The organism is Nocardiopsis oceani (genome assembly GCF_054777395.1).
Genome location: NZ_BAAHAR010000105.1, coordinates 1 through 3,407 on the forward strand (window position 1 = coordinate 1; position 3,407 = coordinate 3,407).

Annotated in this window: 3 protein-coding genes; 2 read left to right on the top strand and 1 reads right to left on the bottom strand. The window is 65.4% G+C overall.

The window, feature by feature from the left end:
• The first annotated feature begins 252 nt into the window (after nt 1–252).
• Both ACYVDG_RS32505 and ACYVDG_RS32510 read left to right on the top strand, forming a co-directional pair.
• Entirely contained in the window at nt 253–1,068 is an 816-nt protein-coding gene (locus ACYVDG_RS32505; protein ID WP_460764036.1) for an SDR family oxidoreductase, read from the top strand.
• A 9-nt stretch (nt 1,069–1,077) separates the two neighbouring features.
• A complete protein-coding gene (locus ACYVDG_RS32510; protein WP_460764041.1) occupies nt 1,078–2,571 on the top strand; it encodes an aldehyde dehydrogenase family protein in 1,494 nt (497 codons plus the stop codon).
• A 376-nt stretch (nt 2,572–2,947) separates the two neighbouring features.
• On the opposite strand, the gene ACYVDG_RS32515 is transcribed toward ACYVDG_RS32510, so the two are convergent.
• Complete coding sequence (locus ACYVDG_RS32515) at nt 2,948–3,151, bottom strand: hypothetical protein (protein ID WP_460764045.1); 204 nt, start codon at nt 3,149–3,151, stop codon at nt 2,948–2,950.
• Between the last annotated feature and the right edge of the window lie 256 nt (nt 3,152–3,407).

Sequence of the window (3,407 nt, forward strand, 5' to 3'; positions counted from 1 at the left end):
CAACCCGGACACCGTCTCCACCGCGTGCCCGTTCTGTCAGGTCATGCTCGGCGACGCGATCAACGAGAAGAAGTCCTCCGGTGAGGCCAAGGAGTCGCTCGAGGTCGTCGACGTCTCCCAGCTGCTGTTGCGTTCGGTCAATCCCGGTTAATCAGCGGGATTGAGCCACATGAACCCTGACAACACGAACGGTGTCCCCACGTGCAGAAAACAGACTGCCCGCGCACCAACGAGACCCCCAGGAGGGCAACCATGTTCGTCAACGACTACGAGTACGACGGCCGCACCGCAGTGGTCACCGGAGGCGGTGGCTCCGGAATGGGAGCTGCCGTCGTCGAGGGACTCGTGGAACTCGGGGCCGAGGTCCATGTCCTCGACCTCAAGGAGCCCTCGGTCAAGGTCGCCAGCCACCAAAACGCCGATTTGAAGGACCCCGACGCGATCGACAGCGCCCTGGCCGCGATAAGCGGACCAATCCACACCCTCTTCAACTGCGTGGGGGTGCCCGGCAACCACACCTCGCAGTTGGACACGATGCTCATCAACTACGCCGGGGTCCGCCACCTTACAGACCGCGTGACCGAGCGCATGCCCGACGGCGGCACCATCTCCACCGTCACCTCACAAGGCGGGGTCAGGTGGGCCGACCGTCTCGGGCCTTGGAAGGAGCTCGCCCAGACCGCCGACTACGCGGCGGCCAAGGCGTGGTTCGAAGCGAACCCTGACACTTACAGCTGGCACCCCTACTCAGCGTCGAAGGAAGCCTTGATCGTGTGGACCATGTGGTCGTCCACGATCCTGGCCAAGCGCGCCATCCGACAGAACGCCATCCTACCCGGCCCCACGGCTACGCCCATGTCCCCCGACTTCGTGGCCACGACCAGTGAAAGGTTCATGGACAACTATCCGATCGCCCTGGGACGACACCAGACCCCGCGCGAGCAGGCCGACGTGCTGCTCTTCCTCAACAGCGACCGTGCAGGCGCCATCACCGGCGCCCCCATCCTCACCGACGGCGGCGGCACCAGCGGTGTCACTACCGGTCAGCTCTCCGTTCCCGAGCTGTAGGAGACACCGATGAACCAGGCGAACCCCACCCACGAGCAGCGGCTCCTCATCGACGGGCGACTCCGCCCGGCCGAAAACGGTAAGACCCTCGACGTCCTCAACCCGGCCACCGGTCAGGTGGCGGGCGTGATGGCCGACGCCTCCCCCGCCGACGTCGAAGAGGCCATCGTCGCAGCGCGGCGCGCCTTCGACACCACCGATTGGAGTACCGACCACGCCTTCCGCCAGCGCTGCCTGCGCCAGCTGCATGACGCCATCGTCGAGGAGCAGGAAGAGCTGCGCGCCGAGCTGGTCACTGAGGTCGGCGCACCCGTGTCGACCACGTACACAGCCCAACTCGACTGGCCCCTCTCCGACGGACTGCTGTGGCCCGCGCAGGCGATTGAGTCCATCCCCTGGGTCTGGCGCAACGAGGACACCGAGCGCATGGGGACCATCAGCCACCGATGGGTACTCAAGGAGGCTATCGGGGTAGTGGCCGCCATCCTCCCCTGGAATTTTCCGTTCGAGATCCTCGTGAACAAGCTCGGCCCGTCCCTGGCCACTGGCAACACGGTGATCGTCAAAGCCGCATCCGAAACGCCATGGAACGCCGCTCGCGTCGGACGCCTCATCAAGGAACGAACTGATATTCCCGACGGCGTCGTCAACGTGCTCACCACACGCGAACGCGCGGGCGCCCAGAGACTGCTCAGCGACCCGTGCGTGGACATGGTCTCCTTCACCGGGTCCACAGCCACAGGACAGCTAGTCCTGGAGAAAAGCGCGTCTACCTTCAAGCGCACCCTGCTCGAACTGGGCGGCAAGAGCGCAAGCATCGTCCTGGACGACGCCGACCTGCAGACCGCTGTGTTCACTAACGCCGTGGCGGCCTGCATGCACGCGGGACAGGGGTGCGCACTACCCACCCGGATGCTGGTGCACCGCTCGCACTACGACGAGGCGGTCGCGGCGCTGGTGGCCTTCTTCACCGAAATCTCCTATGGGGACCCCACCGACCCATCCATCCTGATCGGGCCTATCGTCAGCGCCCGCCAGCGCGACCGCATCCTCGACCTGATCGAGACAGTGCGCACGGAGAAGAGCGGACGCATCCTGGTCGGCGGGCACGCGCCCACCAACCAGGGCGAAGGGTTCTTCGTGGAGCCCACCCTCATCGTCGACGTGGACAATACCTCCACCATCGCCCAGGAAGAGGTGTTCGGCCCAGTTCTGGCCGTCACTCCCTTCGACGACGACGAGGATGCCATCCACTTGGCCAACGAGAGCCGTTACGGCCTATCGGGCACCGTGTTCAGCGCCACCCCCGAGCGCGCCGCACGGGTAGTCCGCGGCGTACGCACGGGCTCGTTCACGGTCAACGGCGGCACCTTCTACGGCGCCGACTCGCCTTACGGCGGGTACAAGGCCAGCGGGATCGGGCGCCAGGGCGGACGCGAGGGGCTGGAGACCTACCTGGAGACCAAGGCCGTGGGCTCGACTATTCCGTTGCCCCTGTCCTGACGGTCGGCTTCGGTGGCCCGGGCGCCTGGGGACACCGGGCTCGGTCCAGCGCGGGCACCCGTTCGTCAGCCAGGACCGACCATGACAATCCGCGTCGGGTTGATGCCCCGAAAACGTAGCAGTGGACGCGAATGTAGTCGAAGTGTGTAGTGTCGCCGGACCCAGGAGTCTGGAATAGGTCGCGCAGAGGCGGATGTCGGTGATGGTGACGCGGTCACCCACGAGGTAGCGTCCATGGGACAAGCGCTCCTCCATGTCGTCCAGGCGTGCGCAGACGTCCGTGACGGCGCGGTCGTAGCGGAGCTGCTGGTCGGGGACGGGCCCGGTCCCGTAGTCGCCGTTGTTCAGGTCGCGGAAAACACAGGTGCCCACCTCCTCATTCTCTTCCCGCCACGCCTCGGGGGTACAGGTCCGGGACGCCCTGCCTGCTCAGCCCACGCCACTCGGCTTTCCGGTCGTGTGAGAGGCAGTAGTACTTATCGGGAAGCAGGTGACCGCTGGAGACCTCCACCAGGCCGAGGATCTGTTCGGCGAATATCTCCTGCTTGCAGGTGTCCTGGTCGCAGCAGAACCGGTGCACCTGCAGGTGGATGATGGCTTCTTGGGCTCAGATGGGGGTGCCAGCCAGACAGCTTTCGTAGCGGCTGTGGACGCGGCTGGCCGACATCACGCACATTGGGCAAGATGGCGGTGCGGATGGCTGTGAAGAGGGACTGTATAGATAAGGGTGTAACTCCAAGAGGGTAGGAGTGCACCATGAGTGACAAGACGCAGGTCAAGACGGATACTGGCAGGTCGGACGAGGCCCTGGTCGCGGAACTGGTCGCCAAGGCCAA

Bases quoted from the DNA above. Each gene is read 5' to 3' on its own strand.
- ACYVDG_RS32510 (WP_460764041.1), top strand. From the start codon at position 1,078: ATGAACCAGGCGAACCCCACCCACGAGCAGCGGCTCCTCATCGACGGG.
- ACYVDG_RS32505 (WP_460764036.1), top strand. From the start codon at position 253: ATGTTCGTCAACGACTACGAGTACGACGGCCGCACCGCAGTGGTCACC.